Source organism: Clostridium fessum (assembly GCF_003024715.1).
Classification (GTDB): domain Bacteria; phylum Bacillota; class Clostridia; order Lachnospirales; family Lachnospiraceae; genus Otoolea; species Otoolea fessa.
This window is the reverse complement of the sequence record NZ_PYLO01000003.1, coordinates 105,370-126,403: the sequence shown is the minus strand read 5'-3', so window position 1 is coordinate 126,403 and position 21,034 is coordinate 105,370. Positions and strand designations below refer to the sequence as shown.

The following is a 21,034-nucleotide window of genomic DNA, read 5'->3' as shown; positions in this document are numbered from 1 at the left end:
TGCAGTATAGATACGGTTCTATGATGAATCTGTACAGCTGCAGCCGCGAACAGGCAGGAAAAACCTGAAGATTGCTGGAAAACGAAGTGGCTCTTATTTTCCGGAATATCGTAACTGTTCAGTACCTTCACAGTCACGCGCAAAAATCCATTAAAAATTGCCTGCGGCAATGGGATTTTTGCCTGCTGGCCCATGTTTTCGTACGGTCAGCGCAGTAAATGCGCAGACCTACTGAACAGTTACGGAATATCTATACTTAATAGAAGGGCGTCCACCGGTCTGGTAATCGATCATGCTGACCAGTTCGTTGGTTTCAACCAGGTAATTTAAGTACCGCCGGACTGTAATACGGGACAAATGAACCTGTTCCGAAATCTGTTCGCTGGACCAGACCTCCTCCGGATGTTCGGAGAGAAAGAGACGGATCAGTCCAAGGGTGCGTTCATTTAGGCCCTTTGTCAGCGGAGCGCTCTGGGAGGAGACATCCGGGACGGAGAAGAGGCGGTCGATCTCCGCCTGTCCCAGGTCAGAAGCGGACGCCGATGTTTTCAATTCCTCCTGACGTTTCACAAATCGTTCCAGGGCAGCTTTGAAACGGTCATATTCAAATGGTTTGACGAGATAATCGGTGACGCCGCGGGATATAAGCCGGCGGACGGTCTCTGCGTCGTTGGCAGAGGTTACCATGATGATCGCAGGGGTCATGCCAGCCGCGTGGAGCTGGTCGATAAATTCGTCACCGTTCATCTGAGGCGTGTAGTAGTCGAGAATAATCAGGTCAACCGTGCAGTTCTGCAGATACTGCAGGGCAAGGATGCCGTTTTTGAAAGTTGCCTCCACGTGAAAAGAGGAGGTCAGCTCGACATACTGTTTATTGATGGATGCAACCATCGGATCATCTTCTATAATAATGACTTTATACATTAGATTCTGTCTCCTTTCGGGTAAATGTCAGGGTGAAGCAGGTGCCCTCGCCAGGCTCTGTGTCAATATCGATGGTTCCGCCGTACTCCTCCATCAGCTCATGAACCAGGAAAAGCCCGGTTCCGCGGTTCTCGCCCTTGGAGGAAACACCTTTTTCGAAAATATGATCGAGCAGCTCCGGCTGTATGCCGTGCCCGGTGTCCTCGCAGGTGATGATGTTGACGTCTGGGCGGCAGTAGATGCCGATGTGGATCTCGCGCGGGCTTTCAGATGCGTTAATGACATCCGGACTGGCGGTGTGATCGTGGCTTAGCTCTTCAATGGCATTTTCCATCAGATTGCCGAGAATGGTGACAAATCCTTCCACCGGGATCAGCAGATCATGGTCGCGGCAGGTGCTGTCGGCGCTGACCTGCAGGCGGATGCCAAGCTCGGCGGCGTGCATCATTTTCCCGATCACAAGCGCACAGATTTTCGGAACGCGGATGCAGTTGGCTGTCTCACGGACGGACTGGCTGGAGACAAGGCTGCTGTTGGTGATAAAATTCATCGCCTGCTGAATCTCCCCGGTCTGTAGGTAGCCGAGAATGATGTGCAGCTTATTTAAAAATTCATGGTTGAACGCGCGCAGCGTGTCCAACATATTGTGGGCGCCGGAAAGCTCGTCGGAGAGACGCAGGAGGTCGGTGCGGTCAAATAAAACGATCAGGACACCTCGGCGCGCCTGTTTACCGCGTCCATGGATCGGCACCTCCTTGACGATGAGCTGGCGTCCGGCGAAGCTGATGCTCTCGTGCGTTACACTTTCGCCGGTTTTTATGACCTGATCGAATGAGGTCTGTGGAAACAATTCCTGAATCGTTAAGTGGGTGAGCGGAGGTTCGTTTGCAGGACGACCGAGTATCGTGGAAACTTTCTGGTTGGCAAAGAGAATTCTGCCGTCCAGATCGGTTGCGGCAAGTCCCTCGTCGATCATATTCATGACCTCATCCTGGCGGGTATAAATATTGACGAGTTCTTCCGGGTCATATCCCAACAGGGAGTCGCGCAGCAGGGAGAACATTGTGTGCGTCAGGGAAATGCTGACGATCATCATGATCAGGAATATAATTATATAAAAGAACAGCAGACTGCGGTGCTGGGCTGACAGAGTAGCGGTGAACAGGGAAACCATCACAAAACCGACGATCTCTCCGTCGCTGTTTTTTACTGCGTGAAAGGCGCGCCGCTGCATGCCGTGCGTGCCGTAGCCGGTTGTGATATATGGATCGCTTCCTGCCAGAATAGCGTCCTCGTCACCTGCCACGTAGGAATCGCCGGTTTTCAGACGGTTCGTGTGGTAAAAGCGCAGTCCGTTTTTATCACTGATGAGGATGACATTGATATCTGGTATATTCAAAGAAAGAGAATCCAGGTCGCGGGTCACGGTGGAATCAGGATAGCCGTTTTCCAGCATGGCGGCGACATCCGGAATTGCAGCAATATAAGAAGCAGTACCGCTGATCAGCTTGTCCATATCCTTTCGCTGCCTGGAAATATCAAAAAACAGAGTAAAACCAAGTGAGATGAGCACCAGGGTAGCGGAAAGGAGCAGAAAGGATCGGTACAGATTCTGTTCCAGCGCTGATTTTCCTTCCTTTATCTTCATATATAAAACCTCCGGAATTTATTTGATGTAGGAAATGAGTTGATCCGGTCTGCAAAATGTGTAAACCAAAACGATGATTAAAGTTATTATAGTAAAAAAAGAAACGATCTGCAAGAAAGTGTGGAGGTTTACAAGGCGCCGGATGGCGAATTGCAAAGTGGACGGGTTATTGTTCACGGGTAGGCACTTTTGGAACCGAAAGTGCCGTAAGAAAGCGTGGTGTCAGCAGGAATTTGCCGTATTCAAATGCGAAGCCACGGAAAAAGGTTGAAAAACAAGAAGAGATCGATTAAAATGAAAATAGTTCGAATTAGAGCATTTGGTTAAAAAATTATGCAAAATTAAGGCTGCCAGCACAAAATTCCATTTAAGATATGACAATCCGTCGAAGTTGTGCGCAGCAAGAGAGAGAATACTGAATATTTGCTGCAAAATTTACAAAAAACCACTTGCTATTTTAGGAAAAGTTGGGTACAATACAAGCAGGGTTGATTAATATTTAACAATCATGAAGATGAATTTCTAGGAGGAATGAGATCATGGCAGTAAAAGTTGCAATTAATGGTTTTGGTCGTATTGGTCGTCTGGCTTTCAGACAGATGTTTGGCGCTGAGGGTTACGAAGTCGTAGCTATCAACGATCTGACAAATCCGAAAATGTTAGCTCACCTGTTAAAGTATGATTCTGCTCAGGGCAGATACGATGGACATACGGTAGAAGCTGGCGAAGATTATATTGTAGTAGATGGCAAGAAGATTACTATCTACGCAAAGGCAAACGCTGCTGAACTTCCGTGGGGCGAGATTGGTGTAGACGTAGTTCTGGAGTGTACCGGATTCTATACATCCAAGGCAAAAGCACAGGCACATATCGATGCAGGCGCTAAGAAAGTCGTTATCTCCGCACCGGCAGGCAATGACCTTCCGACTATCGTATACAATGTAAACCACAAGACACTGAAACCGGAAGATAAGATTATCTCCGCAGCATCCTGTACAACTAACTGCCTGGCTCCGATGGCTAAGGCATTAAACGATTATGCTCCGATTCAGTCCGGTATCATGTCCACCATCCACGCTTACACAGGCGATCAGATGATTCTGGACGGACCGCACAGAAAAGGCGATTTAAGAAGAGCAAGAGCAGGCGCTGTCAACATCGTTCCGAACTCCACCGGTGCTGCAAAAGCGATCGGTCTGGTTATTCCGGAATTAAACGGCAAGCTCATCGGTTCTGCACAGCGTGTTCCGGTTCCGACTGGTTCCACTACCATTCTGACAGCCGTTGTTAAGAAAGCTGACGTTACCAAGGAAGCTATCAACGAGGCTATGAAGGCAGCTCAGACTGAGTCCTTCGGCTACAACGAGGATGAGATCGTTTCTTCCGATATCGTAGGTATCCGCTATGGTTCCCTGTTTGATTCTACACAGACTATGGTATCTCCGATCGGTGATGACTTATATCAGGTACAGGTTGTTTCCTGGTATGACAACGAGAACTCCTACACAAGCCAGATGGTTCGTACAATCAAATACTTCGCAGAGCTGGCATAATTTTATCGATTCGATAGAAAATCATAAGGATTCAAGATGGGTCCGGTCCTCGGTCGGGACCGGACCTGTTTTTTATTCTTTTATAATGTAAAGGAGACAGGATATGCTGAATAAAAAATCCGTGGATGATATCAATGTAAAGGGCAAACGCGTTCTGGTACGCTGTGATTTCAACGTACCGTTAAAAGAAGGAAAGATCACCGATGAAAACCGTCTGGTGGCAGCGCTTCCGACGATCAAAAAACTGATTGCGGACGGCGGAAAGGTAATTCTCTGCTCCCACCTTGGCAAACCGAAGGGAGAGCCGAAGCCGGAGCTGTCTCTGGCACCGGTAGCCGTTCGTCTGTCTGAACTTCTGGGACAGGAAGTGAAATTTGCAGCCGATCCGGAAGTGGTTGGACCGAACGCAAAGGCAGCCGTTGAGGCGATGAAGGATGGCGAGGTTGTTCTGCTTGAGAACACCCGTTACCGTGCCGAGGAAACCAAGAACGGTGAGGCGTTCAGCAAGGATCTGGCATCCCTGTGTGATGTCTATGTGGACGATGCATTTGGTACTGCACACCGCGCACACTGCTCAAACGTAGGTGTGACCCAGTATGTGGACACCGCAGTAGTTGGTTACCTGATGCAGAAAGAGATCGATTTCCTTGGAAATGCAGTAGATAACCCGGTCCGCCCGTTCGTTGCCATTTTAGGCGGCGCGAAGGTAGCCGATAAATTAAACGTTATCTCCAACCTGCTGGAGAAGTGCGACACGCTGATCATCGGCGGCGGCATGGCATTTACATTCTTAAAAGCACAGGGCAAGGAGATTGGTAAATCCTTAGTCGATGATACAAAGTTAGATTATTGCCGTGAGATGGTAGAGAAGGCGGCGAAGCTTGGCAAGAAACTGCTTCTTCCGGTTGATGCAGCTGTAGCAGCATCCTTCCCGGATCCGATCGATGCACCGATCGAGGTACAGAATGTATCGGTTGACGCTATCCCGGCTGATACGATGGGACTTGACATAGGACCGGAAACTGCAAAGCTGTATGCAGACACCGTAAAATCTGCTAAGACAGTTGTATGGAACGGACCGATGGGTGTATTTGAGAACCCGACTCTGGCACAGGGTACAATCGCAGTTGCAAAAGCACTGGCAGACACCGAAGCGACCACGATCATCGGCGGCGGCGATTCTGCAGCAGCGGTCAACCAGCTTGGATTTGGCGACAAGATGACCCATATTTCTACCGGCGGCGGCGCTTCTCTGGAATTCTTAGAGGGAAAAGAGCTTCCGGGCGTAGCGGCAGCGAATAATAAATAAATAGAAAAGAGGAATAGAATAGTCATGGCTAGAAGAAAGATCGTAGCAGGCAACTGGAAAATGAACATGACGCCGTCGGAGGCAGTAGCTCTGGTAGAGCTTCTGAAGCCGCTCGTTGTTTCGGAAGATGTAGACGTTGTATTCTGCGTACCGGCGATTGATATTATCCCGGTTGTAAAAGCGTGCGAGGGAACCAACATCGCAGTCGGCGCTGAAAATATGTATTTCGAGGAGAAAGGTGCTTACACCGGCGAGATTTCCCCGAATATGCTGACCGATGCAGGCGTTAAATACGTGATTATCGGACATTCCGAGCGCAGAGAATATTTTGCAGAGACCGATGAGACGGTCAATAAGAAGGTACTGAAAGCATTTGAGCACGGTCTGACCCCGATCATTTGCTGCGGCGAGACTCTGACCCAGAGAGAGCAGGGCATCACGCTTGACTGGATCCGCCAGCAGATCAAGATCGCATTCCAGAATGTGACCGCAGAGCAGGCAAAGACAGCTGTGATTGCATACGAGCCAATCTGGGCGATCGGTACCGGCAAGGTAGCGACCACCGAGCAGGCTGAGGAAGTGTGCGGCGCGATCCGTGCGTGCATCAAGGAAGTGTACGATGAGGCGACCGCAGAGGCGATCCGCATTCAGTACGGCGGTTCCGTATCTGCAGCATCGGCTCCGGAGCTGTTTGCACAGCCGGATATCGATGGCGGTCTGGTAGGCGGCGCATCCTTAAAGGCAGATTTTGGAAAGATTGTAAATTATAAATAAGAGATGAGCAAAAGGGGGCTGTCGCACGTGTGAGGCGTGGCAGTCCCCTTTTTGCCAGTAAAAAAAGAAGGTGAAGGTTTTGAACTGAAACAATCAAAATTGTTGGTTCATCCGGTTGTTTCAGAAAAAACGGTTCATTTCATGGAAGGAAAGGAAGAAGAAAGAGATGAAAAAAAAGCCAACCGTATTAATGATTCTCGATGGATACGGCATGAGAGATACCTGTGAGCACAATGCCGTGTGTGAGGCGAAGACACCGATCATGGATCAGCTGATGAGCCAGTGCCCGTTTGTGCGTGGCAATGCCAGCGGTCTGGCGGTCGGTCTGCCGGACGGACAGATGGGTAACTCGGAGGTTGGACATTTAAATATGGGTGCCGGACGTATCGTATACCAGGAGCTGACCCGTATCACGAAATCAATCGAGGATGGCGATTTCTTTGAAAATCCGGAATTTCTGGCAGCCGCAGACACCTGCAAGAAAAATGATTCCGCTCTGCATCTGTTCGGACTGGTATCAGACGGCGGCGTTCACAGCCATCTGACTCATTTATTCGGACTTCTGGAGTTTGCAAAACGTCAGGGACTAAAAAAAGTGTATGTGCACTGCTTCCTGGACGGACGCGATACACCGCCGACCTCCGGCAAGGAGTTTGTAGCAGAATTAGAGAAGAAGATGCAGCAGCTTGGCGTCGGCGAGGTGGCTTCCGTGATGGGACGCTACTATGCGATGGACCGTGATAAAAACTGGGATCGTGTCCAGAAGGCTTACAATGTGCTGACAAAGGCAGAGGGCGAGAAGGCAGAAAGTGCGTGTGCAGGCATTCAGGCATCCTATGATAAAGAGGTAAACGATGAGTTCGTCGTACCGTTCTATGTAGAGAAGGACGGAAAGCCGGTTGCCACGATTCAGGATGGCGATTCCGTCATTTTCTTCAACTTCCGTCCGGACCGTGCAAGAGAGATCACCCGCGCATTCTGCGATGAGGGATTTACCGGATTTGCGAGAGAGAAGAAGCTTGACCTGACGTTTGTATGCTTTACCGATTACGATGAGACGATCGGGAACAAGATGATTGCGTTCAAGAAGGAAGAGATTAAGAACACGTTTGGAGAGTTCCTGGCGGCGCACCATATGACGCAGGCACGTATCGCCGAGACCGAGAAATATGCACACGTAACATTTTTCTTCAACGGCGGCGTGGAAGAGCCGAACGAGGGCGAGGACCGCATTCTGGTTCCGTCTCCGAAGGAGGTTCCGACCTACGACCTGAAACCGGAGATGAGCGCACCGATCGTGTGCGATAAGCTGGTGGAGGCGATTGAGTCCGGCAAATATGATGTCATCATCATCAATTTTGCAAACCCGGATATGGTAGGTCACACGGGCGTGGAGTCGGCTGCGATCAAGGCGATTGAGACCGTCGATGCCTGCGTAGGACGTGCAGTTGAAGCCATCAAGGCAGCCGGAGGTGTTCTCTTTATCTGCGCCGATCACGGTAATGCAGAGGTGATGGTTGATGAGGCAACCGGCGAGCCGTGGACCGCTCATACGACCAATCAGGTACCGTTTGTCCTGGTCGGCGCTGACCCGGCGTACAAGCTGCGCGAGGGCGGACGCCTCTGCGATATTGTGCCGACGCTGATTGAACTGATGGGACTTGAGAAGCCGAAGGAGATGACGGGAGAGTCGCTGTTGGTGAAATAGGGAGAATTTTCGAATATATTAGGAAAGTATAAATATAACCGTCAATAAGAATCGGGAAAACTGCCATAAAGCAAGAAAAGATCATGAACAGAGAAATGGTCGGGGCTTGTTTTGTGGCAGTTTTTGGTTACTTCTCTCTTCCATTTCATAAGAAAATAGGATAAAATAAAATCATCTATGTGAACCGCTCGGAGGCTGTTCCAGGGCAGACATTTTTAGAAAAGAAAGTGTTATGCGGAAAGGAAAATGGGATGGCAGCAGATTCACAGGGAAAACAGGAGGAAACAAGCATGAAGGTAGCGGTTGTTACAGACAGCAACAGCGGAATTACACAGGCACAGGCGAAAGAGATGGGCGTATATGTCCTGCCGATGCCGTTTATGATTGATGGAACCGAGTATCTGGAAGATATAAATTTGACACAGAAGGAATTTTACGAGCATCTGAGCGGGGATCACGATGTGAGCACATCCCAGCCGTCCCCGGAGACGATCTTAAATCTCTGGGAAAAACTTTTGGAGGAATACGATGCAGTTGTGCACATCCCGATGTCCAGCGGGCTTTCGAGCTCCTGCCAGACGGCAAAGATGCTGGCAGATGATTTCGACGGAAAAGTACAGGTGGCGGATAATCACAGGATTTCCGTGACCCAGCGCCGTTCGGTGCAGGATGCGCTTGACATGGCGGCAGCCGGCATGGACGCGGAGGCGATCTGCAAAAAGCTGGAAGAGACAGGTTTGGATTCAACTATTTATGTCACGGTTGACACATTAAAATACCTGAAAAAGGGCGGTAGAATCACACCAGCGGCAGCAGCGCTCGGAACACTTCTCCGTTTAAAACCGGTTCTGACGATACAGGGCGAGAAGCTGGACGCATTTGCGAAGGCGCGGACGATGAAACAGGCGCGTTCCATGATGATCACGGCGATCACCCGCGATCTGGAAAATCGGTTTGATGATATGACGGGAGAAAAAACGTATATTGATGTAGCGCATACCGACAATGATGAGATGGCGCAGGAGCTGGCAGCCGAGCTTCGGGAACTTTTCCCGGAGACGGAAGTCCGTGTAGAGCCGCTGTCCTTAAGTGTAGCCTGCCATATCGGACCGGGAGCGCTGGCGATTGCGGCAACGAAGAAGCTTGAAATCGGATCGTTGTTGTGAAAAACGCAGTTACAGAGCAGCATTTCGGGGTTACAGTTTACAGCCAATGTCAGGAAGTTAAGCAACCCAAGTAAGAGCGCGTGAATTGTAATCGTTCAGGACAGGAACATGAGAAGAATAGCAGAACATAAAAGAAAGATATGGAAAGCGATGGAGCACACGATCGGGATGAGAATCCCTCTGTTCCTCGCCTTTCTGATTCTGACGCTGGTTCCGCTTCTGGTACAGGTTCGTTTTACATCGGGGTATTTTTACCAGAGCCACGTGGAAGAACGGATGGCGGAAGCGCAGAACCGGTGTCTGATTTTAGCAAACAAGATACGCAGCAGTGATTATATCAATGTACTGCTGTCGGGAAATCCAAATCCGGCGCTGGATGCGGAACTTAGTACAACGGCGGATCTGATGAACGGAAGAATCGTGCTGGCGGACGACAGCTTTAAGATTTTGAAAGACACATTTGGTATTTCCAGAGGGAAAACGCTGGTTGTATCGGATGTGTTAAAGGCATTTGACGGGGAAACTTCCAGCTATCTGAACCAGAAGAAAAAGTATTTCTATGTAGCGCAGCCGATTCAGGCAAAAAGCACGGATGCAGCGCCGATCGATTCGGATGTGGCAGCCGGAAATGGGAAAAATACGGCAGGCGTGCAGGGAGTCCTTCTTCTGATGGCGTCCACGGAAAATTCGGCGCTTTTGCAGGAGAAAATTGTGCAGAAGACGGGATTTTTGCAGCTCGTTATGTTCTGTTTTATTCTGATCGCAGATTTATTGGCGGCGGCTTGCCTGCTGAAACCATTCCGCCGCCTGCAGCAGCAGCTCGATATGGTGGCAGAGGGAAATCTGGATCAGGATATTGATGTAAAAACATATCGGGAGACGCGGGACATTTCGGAGGCAGTCATGCAGACCATCCGGAAACTAAAAAACCTGGATCGGTCGCGTCAGGAGTTTGTTTCCAACGTGTCGCATGAGCTGAAAACACCGCTGACTTCGATAAGAGTGCTGGCGGATTCTCTGATGGGGATGGAGAGCGCTCCGGCGGAGCTATATCAGGAGTTTATGCAGGATATTTCGGCGGAGATTGACCGCGAGGGCAAGATTATCGATGATCTGCTGACGTTAGTCAAAATGGATAAATCATCGCCGGATCTGAATATTGCCCAGACTTCGATCAATGGTCTTCTGGAACAGATTTTAAAACGTCTGACCCCGATCGCGAAGCGGCGGAACATTGAGATCACGTATGAGAGCAAGCGGGAAGTATCGGCGGATGTGGACGAGGTAAAATTGAGCCTGGCACTTTCGAACCTGGTGGAAAATGCGATCAAGTATAACCGCGAAGAGGGAAAAGTCTGGGTGACGCTGGATGCTGACCACAAGTTCTTTTATGTGAAGGTAGAGGATAATGGCGTGGGAATCCCGAAAGAATTCCAGGAGCGCGTATTTGAGCGTTTTTACCGTGTAGATAAGGCGCGCTCACGCGAGACAGGCGGTACCGGGCTGGGGCTTGCGATCACGAAGAATATTATTCTTCTTCATCAGGGCGCGATCCGCCTAAAGAGTGAAGAAGGCAAGGGAGCAACCTTTACGGTGCGGATTCCGTTGAATTATATTCCGTAGACAGCGTGGTTCTGGGCGGTTTAGAGGTTCGAGAGGGTTGCTGGTGCTGCGGTGTTCGAATATTTCGGTGTTTGAATGCTGCAGTGTTCGGATGTTTCAGTGTTTGAATGTTGCAGTATTTGAGGGTTGCAGTGTTCGAATGTGCGGTCAGGGCAATGTCTATTGTGAGATAGATTGCAAAATAACAACAGGAAATAATAAATGGAGAAAATAAGAAAAAAAAGCTCTGGAAAATGGGCAGGAAGCGTAAGTTTGTGGCTGATCCTTTGCCTGGCATGTCTGCTTCTTCTGAGCGGATGCCGAAAAAAAGAAGAGGTGCATCCGACGGCGGGTGAGGACGGCGTCTATCAGATTTATTATCTCAATTCGACGCGCACGGGGCTGGCGAGTGTTTCCTATCAGACGGAGACGGCGGACGCTGAGATCCTGATCGGGGAGCTGGCGGGGCAGATCCTTGCGGCACCGGAAAACCCGGAGTATCAGGCAGTTTTAAGCGATAAGGTTGAATTCCTGGATATTAACCGGGACAATAACGTGCTGACGTTGAATTTTAATCAGGAATATATGAATACGAAAGCGTCGCGGGAGATTCTGTGCCGGGCGGCGCTGGCAAAGACCTTTACACAGGTTAAGGGAGTCGATTATATCAGCATTAATTGCGAGGGACAGCCGCTCCTGGACACACATGGAAACCCGGTGGGCGCGATCGCAGGAAGTGATTTTGTAGACAGTATTTCGGATGTCAATTCGTATGAAAAAGTAGAGCTGACCCTGTATTTTGCCAATGAAGAAAAAGATGGTCTGGTGGCAGAAAAACGGGAAGTATTTCACAGTATGAACACGTCGCTGGAACGCCTGGTAGTGGAACAGCTGCTGGCAGGTTCCCAGAATGGAGGGCTTTCAGTGATGCCGAAAAATACAAAGGTATTAAACGTATCACTGACAGATAATACCTGCTATGTCAACCTGGATAGCAGTTTTATTTCCGGGGATATCGATGTGGCGGAGTATATTCCGATTTACGCGATCGTCGATTCGCTGACAGAGCTTCAGACGGTAAATAAAGTACAGATCACGGTCAATGGCTCGGCAGATGTGACGTACCGGAATGTGATTTCGCTGGTGCAGCCTCTGGAGAGAGAGGAGAAGTATATTGTGAAGTAACTGTCAGACAGAATCTATATTCCGTGTTTGGAAGAGAGCAGCAATGGGATTTTGTTGATGTTTTGTAGAATACAGGAAAAGAGGAATTGAATATCAAACGACCGGTAATGTGGATGATGGTGGCTTTCGTACTTGGAGAGGTCGCAGCGTACCAGATGGGCATGACGGTGTGGTTTATAATTGCAGCAGCGCTTTTTTTGTTTCATAGGAAATTGTGTCCTATGAAACACAAGGCACATTCTTTTTCACCTGCAGTCATAAAAACAGCAGAAGGACGGGTAGATTCGGACTTTCAGACAGACGCAGAACGCGTCTGGAATTGGAAAGATCCGATGATGTGCCGTGTCTTTCTGCTGTTTTTCTGTTTCCTGGCAGGATGGGGACGGATGACGGTGGAAATGCGCCCGGATGCGCTGGAACGGATGGTAACGCAGAAGGGTGGTTCGGCAGAGGTGGCGATATCTGGAACACTGGATTCTATTTCGGAAAAAAATGGGTGGTGTACGATGATTTTGACGGGGGTGGAGGTAGAGGATGAAAGTGTAAGAAAGGTACTGATATCGTGTAAAAGCGATTTACTGGAGATGTGTGAAGAGAAAATTCTGCCACCCTGCGGAAGTCAGATTCATCTGACGGGAACTGCTGAGTTTCTGGAAGAAGCGCGCAATCCGGGGCAGTTTTCGTATCGGATGTATTATCGGGGACTAGGAATCAGAAACCGGGTGACGGCGGATCGGATTTTTATTTCAGAAGGAAAAAGTTCCCCTCTCCGAAGTCAGGCAGAATGCTTCCGGGCGTACACGACGGCTGTTTTTCAGGAAATCTGTGATCCAGAAGATGCAGGGATTTTCCAGGCAATTTTGCTGGGGGATAAATCCGGGTTATCGGAAGAACTGCGCGAACGGTTTCAGGATAATGGGATTGCACATATTCTGGCAGTCAGCGGGCTTCATGTCTCTTTGATTGGCATGAGCGTTTACAGCGCACTGCGTTTTTGGGGCATATCGTATGGATGGGCGGGACTGGGTGCTTCAGCGCTTCTTACCTTTTATGGTTTTGTAACCGGATTTGGAGCATCGGTATTCCGGGCGGTATTTATGCTAGAGGTGTCCTGTCTGGCGGCATATCTGGGGCGGAGTTACGATCTGCTGAGTGCGCTGTCGCTGTCTTTGATTTTGCAAGCGTGGCAGTCGCCGTATCTGCTCTTTTCGGCAGGATTGCAGCTTTCCTATGGCGCGGTTGCCGCGATTGGGCTGGAGACGGAGCGGCTGCGGAAAGTGGGAAAAAGGAGAAAAGAGCGGGAAGAGGAGGAACAAGAGAAAGAGAAAAAGAAAGGATATGAAACATTCATGCTCAGCTCGGCAATTCAGCTTTATACGATGCCGATTCAGCTGTATCACTATTTTACATTTCCAATGTTGGGAATTTTTCTGAATCTGATCGTGATACCGCTTCTCACGTATGCAGCCGGAAGCGGTCTGCTGGCGCTTGGAATTTACAGTATAGCGTTTGTGGGAGGAAAAATGGGGGGAATGGGCGGAGGCAGCAGCATTGCGGGAGTACTTTCGGATTTTGGAGGTGCGGCATCGGGAATATCAGAAATACCAGAAATATTCAGAATAGCGGCAAGTGCATGTACGGGTCCGGGGCATTATATTTTTCAGTTGTATGAATGGCTTTGCATCCAGGTGGAACGCGTGCCGTTTCATTCCATCGTGGCAGGACGCCCGGAAATGTGGAAAATAGGGGTGTTTTATGTGGCGCTGGGGATTCGATATGTGTGGAGTGTGGGAGAAGCAAGAGAGAATTTAGGGAGAAAAGGGATTTTTCGGTTTCCAAAAGACTGGAATGCACAGGGAAAAAATAGTGTATTTATTGCTGTGGCGGTAGTCTTTTTAGTGGTTAAGCCTGTTCATGGCTTTCAGAGCTGGTTCCTCGATGTAGGACAGGGCGACGGCGTCTTTCTGCGGACGCGGGATGAGGCAATTCTTTCGGACTGTGGCAGCAGCCAGGATAAAAAAATCGGGAAAAATGTGCTGGGACCATTTTTGAAAAGTCAGGGAATCCGCACGCTGGACTGGATTCTGGTCAGCCATGCGGATGCGGATCACACGAACGGGATCGAGTGGCTTTTGAAGGAGGAGGCAGATATCCGGGTGCGGAATCTGGCACTTCCGGCGGCGGGAAAAGGGCAGGAGGCATATAAAAAACTGGAAACTCTTGCCAGAAAACGGGGTGCGGAAGTCTATTATCTGTATCGGGGAGAAACGGTGCGGGGGAAAAGCCTGGCGCTTCGGTGCCTGTACCCGGAGGCGGGGGAAAAGCCAGTCGAGGAGCGAAATAGTCATTCACTGGTGTTTGATGTCACGTATGGAAAGTTTCGTATGCTTCTGACTGGAGATATTGGAGTGGAGGAAGAAAGAGAAATTCTGGGAATGGAAGAGGACAAAAAGGGGGAAAAAGTGACACTGTTAAAAGCTGCACACCATGGTTCGAACGGTTCCTCCTCAGAGGAGTTTTTGGAGTGCTTTTCCCCAGCTTTCACGGTGCTCTCTTATGGAGAGGGAAATACTTACGGGCATCCGGCACCGGAGGCGGTGGAACGTCTGGAACAGACGGGAACGGAGATCTGGAGAACGGCGGATTCAGGGGCAGTGAATGTGTGGACGGACGGGAAACGTATGTATATCAAGGGATATAAGAAACAAGATTATGGGAAGGAAAGAGATAAAAACAGATAAAAAACTAATTGTTAACTATATAAAAATAATAGGTTGACAATAGAAAAAGGCTATGTTATGCTTGCAATCAGTTCTGCATCTGTTTCGACTACCCGGGATCTGGAACGGCCGCTGCTGTTTTAGATGGTTGGAACAGGGGTTGCGGAGAGAAATTTATGTACATGTGCGAGAATAGAATGGCTTCGGATGCCTGAAATCATTCAGATAACCAAGGAGGAAAAAGGTTTGAAACACATGAAGACAAAGGATTTAGTTTTGTGCGCGATGTTTGTCGCACTGATTGCAGTGGGAGCATTTATCAAGATACCGGTTCCGGTGGTTCCATTTACATTGCAGTTTTTATTTACGATGCTGGCAGGTCTGCTTTTAGGTCCGGTCAACGGGGCGCTGGCGGTTGTGGTTTATATCGTATTAGGTTTAATTGGACTTCCGATTTTCACTCAGGGCGGCGGACCGGGATATATTTTCCAGCCGAGTTTTGGATATATCATCGGATTTGCGGTTGCGGCGTATGTGAATGGTAAGATTGCCAATGCCAAGACGCATCCGAGTTACCGGCGCCTGCTGGGAGCTAATTTTCTGGGACTTTTTATTGTCTATGCATTTGGAATGATTTATTACTACGTGATCAGTAATTTCTATCTGAATTCGCCGATCGGCGTAGGAGCGCTGTTTTTATATTGCTTTGTTCTGGCAGTTCCGGGCGATATCGTGCTCTGTATTGTGGCTGCCATCATAGGAAAACGGATGATTCCGCTGATTCAGGGAGGGAGACTTGGATAAAAGATGAGCAAGGGGATTTTTATAACAGGTACGGGAACGGATATTGGAAAAACGTATGTGACAGGCTTGATTGTTAAAAAACTGCGGGAGAGCGGCGCGGATGCGGCGTATTATAAAGCGGCAATGAGCGGCAATGAGCGGCGTGTGGATGGAAGCCTGATTCCAGGAGATGCCCTGCAGGTAAAAACAATGTCGGGAATCGGGCAGCCGCTTGAGGAAATGTGTCCGTATGTGTACGAGACGGCGGTATCGCCGCATCTGGCATCCCGTCTGGAGGGCAACCCGGTCCAGATGGAACGAGTGCTGGAAGATTTTCACAAAGTCTGTGAAAAATATGAGTATGTGACGATGGAAGGAAGCGGCGGAATTCTCTGTCCACTCTGCATAGACGAGGCGGATATCCGTCTTCCAGAAGTAGTAAAAGCGTGCGGGCTTGGCTGCCTGCTGATTGCAGATGCGGGGCTTGGGACGATCAATGGCGTGGGGCTTACTGCCTATTATCTGAAACAACAGGGAATTGCCCTGAAAGGAATTATTTTCAACCATTATGAGACGGGGAATCTGCTTCATGAGGATAACCGGAAAATGTGTGAATATTACACGGGCGTTCCGGTGGTTGCCTGTGTGGCGGATGGGGATACGGAGCTTTCCATGGATGCGGAGACGCTGAAAGGGCTGTATGCGTAAGACAGAAGATAAAGGAGAAGAAAAATGATCTGGTATCCATATGAACAGTTAAAAACAATGAAAGCACCTTATGAGATCGTGGATGCGAACGGGGTATATCTTTACACGAAGGATCAGAAGCTGATTGATTCGGTTTCATCCTGGTGGAGCGTGATTCATGGATATAAACATCCGGTGATCAATCAGGCAATTATTTCACAGGTAGAAAAATTTTCTCATGTGATGCTGGGCGGGCTGACGCATGAGCCGGCGCGCAGACTTTCAGAAAAACTGGCGTCCTGGCTGCCGGGCGATCTGGACTACTGCTTTTTTTCAGATTCCGGCAGCGTGGCGGTTGAGGTAGCGCTGAAAATGGCGCTGCAGTATTATATGAACCGCGGTGATGAGAAGCGAACGATGATTCTGGCGCTGGAACACGCGTACCACGGCGATACCTTTAAGACGATGGAGGCAGGCGATGATGAGGACTACCATTTTGTGCTGAAAGCGTATGGTGCAAGCCCGTATGTGGTTCACATTCCGACTGAGATCCCGGCGCTGGAGAAAGCATTTGAACAGTATCATGACAAGTTGAACTGCGTGCTGGTGGAACCGCTTTTACAGGGTGCTGGCGGAATGCGGATGTACGACATTTCATTTTTGGAGAAGGCAAGGGAACTCTGTGATAAGTACGGCGTGCTGCTGGTTTTTGATGAGGTGGCAACCGGATTTGGCAGAACCGGAAACCGCTTTGTGGCAGATCGGGTGCTTCCGGATATTCTGGTCCTCGGAAAGGCATTGACCGGCGGTTACATTGGTCATGCGGCGACTGTGGCAAATAAAAAGGTATTTGATGGATTTTTCGATGATAACCCGGAACATGCGCTGATGCACGGACCGACCTTTATGGGAAATGCCCTCGCGTGCAGCGCGGCGCTTGCCTCGATTGAGCTGTTTGAGACGCAGAACTATATGGAAAAGATTCAGAAGATCGAAGCTATCACCCGCCGGGAGATGGAAGGATTTACCGATCCGAGAATCAGGGAGGTCCGCATGATGGGCGGATGTGTCTGTGTCGAGGTATATGATCCGGCAGTCCTGAAAGGGTATCAGGAATATGCGTACAAACGCGGCGTGTTCAGCCGTCCGTTCTTAAATTATCTGTACGCGATGGTTCCGTATATTATCAAGGAAGAAGAGCTGGTGCAGGTGCTTCAGTGCATGAAAGACTGGTTTGCGCGGAGATAGGTAACGAAGAAACGTAACCGTTCACAGGCAGGAATTTTCTGAACTGAAAATCCCGTATGCGTGAACAGTCATAGACATCTATCTTAGAATAAAAAATAATTTAAGTATTTCTTTCTGAATGAATTTCATTTATGATAGAAGATATGGAGTATTGTTTTAAGAAACGATACATGGATTGTGCTGTCTGCGATTGTGAATGGATAGGACAGAAGCAATCAGAATTCTAGTATAAAACTTACATTCGGGGAGAAACCAATATGAAAGAACAAATGAAGAAAATAGCGCTGCTATCGCTGTCATTGATACTGACATCGGCGTATTCTGTTTCGATCGTGCTGCCATCGCTGCTGCAGCATTTCAGTGAATATACAACCGCACAGGTGGAGATGTTGATCTCAGCACCGTCGTTTGCGATCACTGTCATGATCGTGCTGAATGCATGGCTGTCGCGTTATATGAAAGACCGTCCAATGATTGTGGGCGGTCTGCTTCTTTTATCGGTCAGCGGCATGGTACCGGTGTTTGTACAGGAATATCCGGTGATGTTCGCGTCCAGGATTTTCCTGGGGATCGGGATTGGGCTCATTAATGCGAAAGCAATCAGCATTTTCAGTGAATATTATGAAGGCAGGGAAAAAGCGGCGTTGCTCGGATACCGCGGATCGGCGGAGGTGCTGGGAAGCGCGGTTATGACGCTGGTTGCTGGAAAATTGGTGTTGATCCGGTGGAATCTGGCATTTTGGGTGTACGCGCTCGGATTTGTGATTGTACTTCTGTATCTTGTATGGGTTCCGGGGAATATGGAGCCGGGACAGAGTGCGGGCTCACAGAGTGCAGGGGGAGAGAAAGAAAGTCTGGAAGCGGAGGAAGATGGAAAGAGAAAATGCTGGAAAAAAGAAGTCCTGCCCATTGCTTATGCACTGTTTGCAGGATTTGTCATCTGCATCTACTGTTCCAATTCCCTGCGTGTCCCGATGTTGATTTTAGAGAAGAAACTTGGAACGGAGTCGGAAGCCAGCATCATTCTCACGCTCATGATGCTGATGGGAATAGCTGCCGGTGTTTATTTTGGAAAACTGACGATGTGGTGGAAGGAAAAATTACCGGGGGTTGGATGCCTGATGCTTGGAGCGGGGATGCTTCTGACCGCATATGCGGGCAATCTGCCGCTGATTGGAATTGGCATCAGTATCGTTGGATTTTTCTATACCGTTCTGGTTACCTATTCCTTCCACCAGATTTCCGAGCAGATTCCGCAGTCTTCTATCAATACAGCCACATCAATCGTGCTGGTCGGCTGCAATCTGGGAGCGGCGTGTTCGCCGTTTGTGCTGAAATGGATGGGAAGATTCAGTGAGGGCGTGAGTGTGCCGTTTGTGGGGTATGCGGGGATGATGGGAGTATTAGGAATCGTTCTGATAGTAGTCACGGGAAGAAAGAAATAATACAGTAAACCAATAATAGGAATGACGGCAAAATCTGCAACCAGAACTGTATCGTACGGAATCTTCAGTTTAGAAAATTCAGAAAATTCCTACCTGTGAACAGTTATCTGAAATCGAACGTTTGTACTGATTTGTTTTGCTTTTATGTATACATTCATGGGTGGATTTGGTATAATAGAAATACTTAATGGGATTTTTTGTGTACTAGGAAATTCCTTGGAATCCCCTATTACACAAAAAGGCACATTCTTTATTTGTGAATTATATCAAATCAGGAGAAAGCAATGGATCATTTTGAGTTGGTATCAGAATACAGCCCGACCGGCGACCAGCCGCAGGCGATTGAAAAGCTGGTGGAGGGCTTCAAGGAAGGAAATCAGTTCCAGACATTACTGGGTGTAACGGGCTCTGGCAAGACGTTTACGATGGCAAATGTGATTCAGAAGCTGAATAAGCCGACGTTAATTATTGCACATAATAAGACGCTGGCAGCCCAGCTTTATTTAGAAATGAAGGAATTTTTTCCCAATAATGCGGTGGAATACTTTGTCAGCTACTATGACTACTACCAGCCGGAGGCTTACGTCCCGTCCACGGACACATATATCGAGAAGGATTCCTCCATCAACGACGAGATCGATAAGCTGCGGCATTCAGCGACGGCGGCGCTGTCGGAGCGGCAGGATGTGATTATTGTGGCATCGGTTTCCTGTATCTATGGTCTGGGAAGCCCGATCGATTATAAAAACATGGTTATTTCCCTGCGCCCGGGCATGGAGAAGGACCGCGACGAGGTCATTCACAAGCTGATCGACATTCAGTACAGCCGGAATGACATGGATTTCAAGCGAGGTTCGTTCCGGGTGCGCGGCGATGTGCTGGAGGTATACCCGGCGTATTCGGGCGGCGATGCGTACCGGATTGAGTTTTTCGGGGATGAGGTAGACCGGATCACAGAGATTGACACGCTGACGGGCGAGATCAAGGCGCAGCTGGGACATATCGCGATTTTCCCGGCATCGCATTATGTCATCCCGAAAGAGCGGATGGAGATTGCGGCAAACAATATTTTAGAGGAAATGAAGGAGCAGGTCGCTTACTTTAAGAGTGAGGATAAGCTTCTGGAGGCACAGAGAATCGCGGAGCGGACGAATTTTGATGTGGAAATGATGCGGGAAACAGGCTTCTGTTCTGGTATCGAGAATTATTCACGCCATCTGATTGGTTCGAAACCGGGAGAACCGCCGTGTACGCTGATGGATTATTTCCCGGATGAATTTCTGGTAATTGTGGACGAGTCGCACATCACGCTGCCGCAGGTGCGCGGGATGTACGCGGGCGACCAGTCGCGCAAGAAAACGCTGGTGGAATATGGCTTCCGCCTGCCGTCGGCGCTGGATAACCGACCGTTAAATTTTGAAGAATTTGAGAGCAAACTGGATCAGATTCTCTGCGTTTCAGCAACACCGGGCGAGTATGAGGCGGATCATGAGCTTCTGCGGGCAGAGCAGGTGATCCGTCCAACGGGACTTCTTGATCCGCCGATTGAGGTGAGACCGGTCGAGGGACAGATCGACGATCTGATTTCGGAGGTCAACCGGGAGGTGGATCGAGGGTTTAAGGTGCTTGTTACGACGCTGACAAAGCGGATGGCAGAAGACCTGACCGACTATATGCGCGATGCGGGAATCCGCGTCAAATATCTGCATTCGGATATTGACACGTTGGAACGCGCCCAGATTATCCGGGATATGCGTCTGAATGTCTTCGATGTGCTGGTCGGCATCAACCTGCTTCGTGAGGGTCTGGATATCCCGGAGATTGCGCTGGTGGCGATTCTGGATGCGGATAAAGAGGGATTCCTGCGTTCGGAAACGTCTCTGATTCAGACGATCGGCCGAGCAGCGCGAAATTCCGAGGGGCATGTTATCATGTATGCAGATTCGATCACGGATTCGATGCGTGCGGCGATCGAGGAGACGGAGCGAAGACGCGCGATTCAGCAGGCGTACAATGAGGAACATCACATTACGCCGACGACGATCAAGAAAGCTGTCCGGGATCTGATCACGATCTCGCAGGCAGCCGAATCGGTTACGAATAAGGTAACGAAGGATCTGGAATCGATGGATCGCCAGGAATTAGAAAAACTCGTAAAGGAACTGACGAAGAAGATGAATCAGGCGGCAGCCGAGCTGAATTTCGAGGAAGCGGTCGTGTTGCGTGACCGTATGGTAGAGGTCAAGAAAATGTTGCTGGATTTGGAAAATTCGTAAATCAGA

Annotated in this window: 15 protein-coding genes; 13 read left to right on the top strand and 2 right to left on the bottom strand. The window is 49.2% G+C overall.

The features are described from left to right. Positions 1 to 228 precede the first annotated feature (228 nt). Positions 229 to 924, bottom strand: a complete 696-nt coding sequence (locus C7U56_RS09860; protein ID WP_107001072.1) for a response regulator — start codon at positions 922 to 924, stop codon at positions 229 to 231. Beyond that, positions 917 to 2,572 carry an ATP-binding protein gene (locus tag C7U56_RS09855; RefSeq protein ID WP_107001071.1) on the bottom strand — a complete coding sequence of 552 codons (1,656 nt, stop codon included), beginning with the start codon at positions 2,570 to 2,572 and terminating at the stop codon, positions 917 to 919. The genes C7U56_RS09860 and C7U56_RS09855 overlap by 8 nt, the downstream gene beginning before the upstream one ends. 539 nt (positions 2,573 to 3,111) lie before the next feature. On the opposite strand from C7U56_RS09855, the gene gap reads away from it, so the two are divergent. The 13 genes from gap (at position 3,112) to uvrB (ending at position 21,028) form a co-directional block, all read left to right on the top strand. After that, positions 3,112 to 4,125: a type I glyceraldehyde-3-phosphate dehydrogenase gene (gap, locus tag C7U56_RS09850; protein ID WP_022359484.1), complete on the top strand. Its 1,014-nt coding sequence runs from the start codon at positions 3,112 to 3,114 to the stop codon at positions 4,123 to 4,125. A 103-nt stretch (positions 4,126 to 4,228) separates the two neighbouring features. Further along, positions 4,229 to 5,434: a phosphoglycerate kinase gene (locus C7U56_RS16010; protein ID WP_107001070.1), complete on the top strand. Its 1,206-nt coding sequence runs from the start codon at positions 4,229 to 4,231 to the stop codon at positions 5,432 to 5,434. Positions 5,435 to 5,458: 24 nt separating this feature from the next. After that, positions 5,459 to 6,208 (top strand): triose-phosphate isomerase, encoded by a 750-nt coding sequence (gene tpiA / locus C7U56_RS16005; RefSeq protein WP_022359187.1) that lies wholly within the window; start codon positions 5,459 to 5,461, stop codon positions 6,206 to 6,208. 166 nt (positions 6,209 to 6,374) lie between these two features. Next, complete coding sequence (gpmI, locus tag C7U56_RS09835; protein ID WP_107001069.1) at positions 6,375 to 7,916, top strand: 2,3-bisphosphoglycerate-independent phosphoglycerate mutase; 1,542 nt, start codon at positions 6,375 to 6,377, stop codon at positions 7,914 to 7,916. A gap of 290 nt (positions 7,917 to 8,206) precedes the next feature. Next, positions 8,207 to 9,082 carry a DegV family protein gene (locus C7U56_RS09830; RefSeq protein WP_107001290.1) on the top strand — a complete coding sequence of 292 codons (876 nt, stop codon included), beginning with the start codon at positions 8,207 to 8,209 and terminating at the stop codon, positions 9,080 to 9,082. 108 nt (positions 9,083 to 9,190) lie between these two features. Then, positions 9,191 to 10,705, top strand: a complete 1,515-nt coding sequence (locus C7U56_RS09825; RefSeq protein WP_107001068.1) for a sensor histidine kinase — start codon at positions 9,191 to 9,193, stop codon at positions 10,703 to 10,705. A 201-nt stretch (positions 10,706 to 10,906) separates the two neighbouring features. After that, entirely contained in the window at positions 10,907 to 11,869 is a 963-nt protein-coding gene (locus C7U56_RS09820) for a GerMN domain-containing protein (protein WP_107001067.1), read from the top strand. 221 nt (positions 11,870 to 12,090) lie between these two features. After that, complete coding sequence (locus tag C7U56_RS09815; RefSeq protein WP_233430242.1) at positions 12,091 to 14,610, top strand: ComEC/Rec2 family competence protein; 2,520 nt, start codon at positions 12,091 to 12,093, stop codon at positions 14,608 to 14,610. Between the two features lie 234 nt (positions 14,611 to 14,844). Next, complete coding sequence (locus C7U56_RS09810) at positions 14,845 to 15,393, top strand: biotin transporter BioY (protein WP_233430256.1); 549 nt, start codon at positions 14,845 to 14,847, stop codon at positions 15,391 to 15,393. Positions 15,394 to 15,396: 3 nt separating this feature from the next. Continuing rightward, positions 15,397 to 16,080, top strand: a complete 684-nt coding sequence (bioD, locus tag C7U56_RS09805; protein WP_107001064.1) for a dethiobiotin synthase — start codon at positions 15,397 to 15,399, stop codon at positions 16,078 to 16,080. 24 nt (positions 16,081 to 16,104) lie between these two features. Further along, positions 16,105 to 17,307, top strand: coding sequence for an adenosylmethionine--8-amino-7-oxononanoate transaminase (gene bioA / locus C7U56_RS09800; protein WP_107001063.1), 1,203 nt, complete (start codon positions 16,105 to 16,107; stop codon positions 17,305 to 17,307). A 257-nt stretch (positions 17,308 to 17,564) separates the two neighbouring features. Then, the gene (locus C7U56_RS09795; RefSeq protein ID WP_107001062.1) at positions 17,565 to 18,752 is read left to right on the top strand and encodes an MFS transporter; all 1,188 of its coding nucleotides are present in this window, start codon (positions 17,565 to 17,567) and stop codon (positions 18,750 to 18,752) included. Positions 18,753 to 19,036: 284 nt separating this feature from the next. Beyond that, positions 19,037 to 21,028, top strand: coding sequence for an excinuclease ABC subunit UvrB (uvrB, locus tag C7U56_RS09790; protein WP_107001061.1), 1,992 nt, complete (start codon positions 19,037 to 19,039; stop codon positions 21,026 to 21,028). Positions 21,029 to 21,034: the final 6 nt, after the last annotated feature.